Here is a 7,116-nt window from a genome sequence, read left to right as displayed (position 1 = left end):
GCCGACTTCCTGCGCAACTCCGTGGAGGCCCAGCGGCGAGGCGAAGCCGAAGCCGCGCGGGGGGGTGGGGGGTGGGGAAGCGAAGGGCCCGCGCGCTCGGGTGGGTGAGCGGGCGGGCCCTTGCGGGGGTGCTGCGGTCAGCCGACGGAGGAGTAGGCGATGATGCCGCGGCGGAGGCCGTCGACGGCCTTGCGGGCGGTCTTGCGGAGTTCGACGTCCTCGCCGGCGGCGTCCTGGATCTGGCCCAGGACGTCGATCAGCTGCTTGGTCCAGCGGACGAAGTCGCCGGCCGGCATGTCGGCGTCGCGCAGGACCTGGTCGAGGTTGTGGCCGAGCGCCCAGCGGTAGGCGACCCAGGCGAAGCCCAGGTCGGGCTCGCGCTGGCCGACGCCCTCGGCGGTGTTGATCCGGTGCTGCTCCTCCAGGGCGTCCAGGTGGCCCCAGATCCGGACCATCTTGCCGAGCGCCTCCTTGGCCGCGCCCTCCGGCACCCGGGGGGCGCCGGCGTCGTCGGCCTGGCGGGCCTCGTACACCAGCGCCGAGGCGCAGGCGGCGAGTTCGGCGGCGGCCAGGCCGCTCCAGACGCCTTCGCGGATGCACTCGGAGGCGAGCAGGTCGAGTTCGCCGTAGAGCCGGCCGAGCCGCTTGCCGTCGTCGGTGACGGTGTCCCCGCTGAGGTAGCCGAGGTCGGTGAGCAGCCCGCAGACCCGGTCGAAGGTGCGGGCGATGGTGTGGGTGCGCGAGCGCATCCGGCGTTCGAGCAGTTCGGTGTCGCGGTGCAGCCGGTGGTAGCGCTCGGCCCAGCGGGCGTGGTCCTCGCGGTCGGAGCAGCCGTGGCAGGGGTGCTGGCGCAGTTCGGTGCGCAGCCGGGTGATCTCCGGGTCGTCGGCGGCGGCCGCGCGGCCGCGCCGGAACCGCTCGGGCTCCAGGTGGCCGGCCTTGGTGCGCAGCGCCGAGGCGAGGTCGCGCCGGGACTGCGGGCTGCGCGGGTTGAAGGACTTGGGGATGCGCAGCCGGTCGACGGCGACGACCGGGTGCGGGAAGTCGATCATGGCGAGCCGCTTGACCTGCCGCTCGGCGGTGAGCACCACCGGGCGCGGGCCGTCCTGGTAGTCGGGGTGGCGCGGGCCGCCCCGGCCGGAGCGGTTGACCGGCGGCAGGCCCGGGTCGAGGACCAGGGCGAGGCCGGCGAACTTGCCGGTGGGCACGTGGATGACGTCGCCCGGCTTGAGCTGCTCGATGGACTCGACGGCGGCCGCGCGGCGCTGGCTGCTGCCCTCGCGGGCCATCTCGTTCTCGCGGTCCTTGAGCTTGCGGCGCAGCTCCATGTACGCGTCGAAGTCGCCGAGGTGGCAGGTCATCGACTCGCGGTAGCCCTCCAGCCCCTCCTCGTTGCGCTGCACCTGGCGGGCGATGCCGACCACCGAGCGGTCCGCCTGGAACTGGGCGAAGGACGTCTCCAGCAGCTCGCGCGAGCGGTGCCGGCCGAACTGGGAGACCAGGTTGACGGCCATGTTGTACGAGGGCCGGAACGAGGACTTCAGCGGGTAGGTGCGGGTGCCGGCCAGGCCGGCCAGCGCCTCCGGGTCGAGGCCGCGCTGCCACAGCACCACGGCGTGGCCCTCGACGTCGATGCCGCGCCGCCCGGCCCGGCCGGTGAGCTGGGTGTACTCGCCGGGGGTGATGTCGGCGTGGGTCTCGCCGTTCCACTTGACCAGCTTCTCCATGACCACCGAGCGGGCGGGCATGTTGATGCCGAGCGCCAGGGTCTCGGTCGCGAAGACGGCCTTGACCAGGCCCTTCACGAAGAGCTCCTCGACCACCTCCTTGAACCGGGGCAGCATCCCGGCGTGGTGGGCGGCGATGCCGCGCTCCAGCCCGTCCAGCCACTCGAAGTAGCCGAGGACGTGCAGGTCCTCGTCGGGGATGTCGGCGCAGCGCTCCTCGACGAACGCCCGGACGAGGGCGCGGTCGGAGTCCTTGTTGAGCCGCAGGCCGGAGCTGAGGCACTGCTGGACGGCGGCCTCGCAGCCGGCCCGGCTGAAGATGAAGGTGATCGCGGGCAGCAGGCCCTCGGCGTCGAGCCGGTCGATGACGTCCACCCGGCCCGGCGTCCAGACCCGGCCGGGACGGCCGTTGGGCATCGAGCGGCCCCGGCCGCGGCCGAAGCGGTCGCGCGGGTTGCGGTCGAGTTCGGAGCGGGCGAGCCGGACCAGTTCGGGGTTGACGGCCTTGCCGGGGTTCTTCAGGCTGTGCTTGGGGCGGCCGTCCCGGTCCGGGTCGGCGAACAGGTCGTACATCCGGTTGCCGGCCATCACGTGCTGCCACAGCGGCACGGGGCGGGTCTCGGAGACGATCACCTTGGTGCCGCCGCGCACGGTGTCCAGCCAGTCGCCGAACTCCTCGGCGTTGGAGACGGTCGCGGAGAGCGAGACGAGGGTGACCGACTCGGGGAGGTGGATGATGACCTCCTCCCAGACGGCGCCGCGGAAGCGGTCGGCGAGGTAGTGCACCTCGTCCATCACGACGTAGCCGAGGCCGTCGAGGGTGCTGGAGCCCGCGTAGAGCATGTTGCGCAGCACCTCGGTGGTCATCACCACCACGGGTGCGTCGCCGTTGACGGTGTTGTCGCCGGTGAGCAGGCCGACCTTGGCGGCGCCGTAGCGCTTGACCAGGTCGCCGTACTTCTGGTTGGAGAGCGCCTTGATCGGCGTGGTGTAGAAGCACTTGCGGCCCGCGGCCAGGGCCAGGTGCACGGCGAACTCGCCGACGATCGTCTTCCCGGAGCCGGTGGGGGCGGCGACGAGGACGCCGGAGCCGGCCTCCAGCGTCTCGCAGGCCTCCAGCTGGAAGTCGTCCAGCGGGAAGTCGTACAGCTGCTGGAAGCCGTACAGGGCGGTGGCCTGCTCCTGCGCCCGGCGACGGCTGGCCGCGTACGCCTCGGCGGGGCTGAGCTCCTGGTCGTCCTGGGGCTCTGGATCGGGGGTGTTCATCGCCGTCCGGGTGTGATTGGTGTGATCTCGCATCTCAGCGAGAGGTTACCCGGGTGGACTGACATCGATAGCACCGTTTTTCCGTGCGACGGATTCACTCTCTCGGCACACTCCCGGGATCAGTTCCCTCTCAGATCCATAGTTGCAAATGTCTTCAAGTGATCGGGACGGAGTCAGGCCCGATCGTCTCCGGTCATTCCTGGTGGAGGCCGGTGACGGCTCCCTACCGTCGTCGTCCCAGCCACCACGACACGGGAGGACCGCCACGATGGCGAACCTGGAGACGTCCCTCAAGGAGTCCATGGCGATCGAGGGCGCGATCGGCGTCGCCCTGGTCGACTGCGGCAGCGGCATGGCCCTCGGCACCCTGGGGGACGGCGCCGAGCTGGACCTGAACGTCGCCGCGGCGGGCAACACCGACGTGGTCCGCGCCAAGATGCGCACGATGGAGATGCTCAACCTGCACGACGTCGAGATCGAGGACATCCTGACCACGCTGACCCACCAGTACCACCTGGTCCGGCCGCTCACGGCGCCCGGCGCACGCGGACTCTTCCTCTTCCTCGCGCTCCACCGCAGCCGCTCCAACCTGGCGATGGCCCGCCACCGGCTCACCCAGATCGCACTCGCGCTGGAGGTCTGACCCCGGCCGATCCGGGGAAGCCCGGACCGCCCTGGGGAAGCCCGGGAAAGACCGGACCGGCCCGGGGAGACCCGACGCGCCTAGCCCTTCAGCAGCTCCGCCAGTCCGTCCGCCAGCCGCTCGTACTCCTCCGGCCGGTTGTACAGCTGCGCGCTGACCCGCAGCACCCCGCCGCCGGCCCAGGGGCGGACGGCGATCCGGGTGCCGAACCGGTGCCACACCTCGGCCATCAGCGCCTTCACCTGCGGCTCGGTCTCGCCGTACCCGGCCGGCAACCGGACGGTGCGCATCCACACCCCGGGCGTCGCGGGCAGCGGCGCCAGGCCGGCCCGCTCGGTCAGCGCATGGCGGCCGTACGCGGCGAGGGCGGTGTTGTGGGCGGCCACCGCCGGGTGGCCGAGGCCGCGCAGCAGCTCGAAGCCGGCCGGGGCGGCCAGCCAGGGCGTGTAGTCGCAGGTGCCGCGCCACTCGACGTTGCCCGGGAAGCCCTTGTCGTGCTCCCAGGACAGTGCCAGCGGGCGCACCCGGCCGGTCCACTCGGGGCGGACGGCGAGCACCCCGGTGGCGCGCGGGGCGAAGGCCCACTTGTGCAGGTTGCCGAACCAGAAGTCGGCGTTCGGGTCGATCGGGGCGGGCAGCATGCCGGGGGCGTGGGCGCCGTCCACCACGGTGGTCACGCCGCGGGCGCGCAGGTCGGCGAGCAGGGCCGGGCCGGCGACCAGGCGGGCGGTGGGCGAGGTCAGCTGGTCCAGGACGGCGACGGTGGTGCGGCCGTCCACGGCGGCGAGCACCGCCTCCCGGACGGCCTGCTCGTCGGGGGCGTCCAGCGGGACGGGGGCCACCACGAGTTCGGCGCCGGTCTCGGCGGCCTTGCGGGCGGCGGCCTGGGTCACCGCGCCGTAGCCGTGGTCGGTGACCAGGATCCGGTCGCCGGGCGCGAACGGGATGCTGTCGAGGGCGATCGCGACCGCCTCGGTGACGTTGGAGACGAGCGCGAGCCGGTCCGGGTCGGCGTCGAGTTCGGCGGCGATCAGGGCGCGGGCGGCGGCGATCCGGGACGGGAGGTCGGCGAAGAAGCCGTCCGGGTCCTGCTCGTGCTCGGTGCGCAGCCGGTCCTGCGCCCGCTGGACGGGGACGGGCACCGCGCCGAAGGAGCCGTGGTTCAGGTGCGCGGTCCGCGGCGACACGCTGAACAGCCCGTCGGCGGCGGGCAGTGGCGCCGGGGGTTCGACGGTCCGCAGGTCCTCGATCACGGTTTCCTCCGCTCACTGGCGCACACTGGTGTGTGACATTTCACATGACAGACTACTGGTCGGGACACACACCGCGCGACCACCATCGGGCCGTGACCATCACCGACGCCTTCCTTGCCCTCAGCGCCCGTACCGGTCGGTTCACCTTCGGCGCGCCGCGTGCGTACACCTTCGCCGAGGACGGTACCCGGCTGCTGCTCCTCCGCTCCAGCGGTCCGGAGGATCCGGTCGACCGCCTCCACCTGCTCGACACCGCCACCGGCGAGGAGCGGCTGGTCGCCGACCCGGCCGCGCTGCTGCCCGGCCGCACCGGCCGACGCGACGACCTGCCCGTCGTCGAGCGCCGGCTGCGCGAGCGCAGCCGGCTGGTCGCCGCCGGGATCGGCACGTACGCCGCCACCGCCGACCTCGCCACCGCCGTCTTCACCCTGGACGGCCGGCTGTTCCGCACCGACACCACCGCCGGCACCAGCGACGAACTCCCGGTCGCCGGGCCCGCGTTCGACCCCCGGCCGGACGCCACCGGACAGCGCGTCGCCTACGTCGCCGAGGACGCCCTGTACGTCACCCCCGGCCTCGAACCGCTCTCCCCCGCCGACGGCGCCCGCTGGGGCGTCGCCGAGTTCGCCGCCGCCGAGGAGCTCGGCCGCCACCGGGGCCACTGGTGGCGCCCGGACGGCGGCGCGCTGCTGGCCGCCCGGGTCGACGAATCCGCCGTCCCCCGACGGTACTTCGCCGACCCGGCGCACCCCGGCGAGGCCCCCGAGGACTTCGCCTACCCGCAGGCCGGCGGCCCCAACGCGGACGTCCAGCTCTGGGTGCTCGGCCTCGACGGCACCCGGGTCCGACTGCGCTGGGACACCGAGGAGTTCCCGTACCTCTGCGCCGCCTCCTGGGCCTCCACCGACGAGGTGCTGCTCACCGTCGCCGACCGCCTGCAGCAGAACGTGCTGCTGCTGAGCGCCGACCCGGCCACCGGTGACACCGCCGAACTCTCCCGCACCACCGACGAGTTCTGGGTGGACGACCTGCCCGGCACCCCCGCCCGGCTGGCCGACGGCCGGCTGCTCACCGTCCACGACACCCCGCAGGCCCGCGGCCTCGCGCTCGACGGCAAGCCGCTGGACACCACCGGCCTGCAGATCCGCCGCGTCGTCGGCCGGCTGCACGGCCGGCTGCTCTGCGAGACCGGCGAGGGCGACCCGTTCGACCAGTACGTCCACCTGGTCGACCCGGACGGCGGCGCACCCGAGCCGCTCGCCTCCGGCCCCGGCCTGCACTCGGCGCTCGCCGCCGCCGACACCCTGCTGCTCACCTCGGCCACCGCCGACGGCTTCCGGCGCGTCATCAGCCGCGACGGCCACGAGCTGGCGCTCACCGACCTCAGCGAGCCGCTGCCCCACCGGGTGGAGCCGCAGCTCGCCCGGGTCACCGAACGCGCCCTGCCCAGCGCCGTGGTGTACCCGCGCGGCCACGTCCCCGGCACCCGGCTGCCCGTCCTGCTGGACGTCTACGGCGGGCCCGGCTACCAGGCGGTGGCCGCCGAGCCGCGCCGCTGGCAGCTCAAGCAGTGGTGGGCCGACCAGGGCTTCGCGGTGGTCACCGTCGACAACGGCGGCACCCCGTTCGTCTCCCCGGACTTCTCCCGCACCATCTTCCGGCGGATGTCCCAGGTGGCGCTGGACGACCAGGTCGACGCGCTGCACGCGCTCGCCGAGCGGCACCCGGACCTCGACCTCGGCCGGGTCGGCGTGCGCGGCTGGTCGTACGGCGGCTACTTCGCGGCGCTCGCCGTGCTACGCCGCCCGGACGTCTTCCACGCCGCCTGCGCGGGCGCCCCGCCCACCGACTTCCGGCTCTACGACACCGCGTACACCGAGCGCTACCTCGGCCTGCCGCAGGAGAACCCGGAGGGCTACGCCGACGACTGCCTGCTCCCCGACGCGCCCGGCCTGAGCAGGCCGCTGCTGCTGATCCACGGGCTGGCCGACGACAACGTCCACCCCTCGCACACCCTGCTGCTCTCCCAGGCGCTCACCCGGGCCGGCCGCCCGCACAACGTGCTGCCGCTGCCCGGCGCCACCCACATGACCCCGGGCGGGCTGCTGGAGCAGCTGGCCCAGGCCGAACTCGCCTTCCTGCGGGCCTCCTTGGGCTGATCCGCAGCAGCGTCGGGGCCGCCGGGTGACGGCCCGGCAAGCGGAAGGGCGTCGCACCCCCGGGTGCC

4 protein-coding genes are annotated in these 7,116 nt (G+C 73.8%); 2 read left to right on the top strand and 2 right to left on the bottom strand.

What is annotated here, in order from left to right; genetic code table 11:
• Window positions 1-137: 137 nt before the first annotated feature.
• Window positions 138-2,993, bottom strand: coding sequence for an RNA helicase (locus ACFU7Z_RS33135; protein ID WP_049651584.1), 2,856 nt, complete (start codon window positions 2,991-2,993; stop codon window positions 138-140).
• Between the two features lie 268 nt (window positions 2,994-3,261).
• Between ACFU7Z_RS33135 and ACFU7Z_RS33130 the strand changes: the two genes are divergently transcribed.
• Complete coding sequence (locus tag ACFU7Z_RS33130) at window positions 3,262-3,636, top strand: hypothetical protein (protein WP_074002332.1); 375 nt, start codon at window positions 3,262-3,264, stop codon at window positions 3,634-3,636.
• Window positions 3,637-3,716: 80 nt separating this feature from the next.
• Here the strand turns inward: ACFU7Z_RS33130 and ACFU7Z_RS33125 are convergent, their stop codons facing one another.
• On the bottom strand, window positions 3,717-4,889 hold the full coding sequence (locus ACFU7Z_RS33125) for an aminotransferase class V-fold PLP-dependent enzyme (protein WP_380781592.1): 1,173 nt from the start codon (window positions 4,887-4,889) through the stop codon (window positions 3,717-3,719).
• Window positions 4,890-4,981: 92 nt separating this feature from the next.
• Between ACFU7Z_RS33125 and ACFU7Z_RS33120 the strand changes: the two genes are divergently transcribed.
• Window positions 4,982-7,048 (top strand): prolyl oligopeptidase family serine peptidase, encoded by a 2,067-nt coding sequence (locus ACFU7Z_RS33120; RefSeq protein WP_380781590.1) that lies wholly within the window; start codon window positions 4,982-4,984, stop codon window positions 7,046-7,048.
• Window positions 7,049-7,116: the final 68 nt, after the last annotated feature.

The sequence above is a fragment of the Kitasatospora sp. NPDC057518 genome (genome assembly GCF_042802075.1).
Taxonomy (GTDB): domain Bacteria; phylum Actinomycetota; class Actinomycetes; order Streptomycetales; family Streptomycetaceae; genus Kitasatospora.
The sequence above is the reverse complement of the archived record's forward strand: the minus strand, read 5'-3'. Positions and strand labels throughout refer to the sequence as shown.

Coding starts and splice junctions, on each gene's coding strand:
- ACFU7Z_RS33130 (WP_074002332.1), top strand. CDS start 3,262: ATGGCGAACCTGGAGACGTCCCTCAAGGAGTCCATGGCGATCGAGGGC.
- ACFU7Z_RS33135 (WP_049651584.1), bottom strand. CDS start 2,993: ATGAACACCCCCGATCCAGAGCCCCAGGACGACCAGGAGCTCAGCCCC.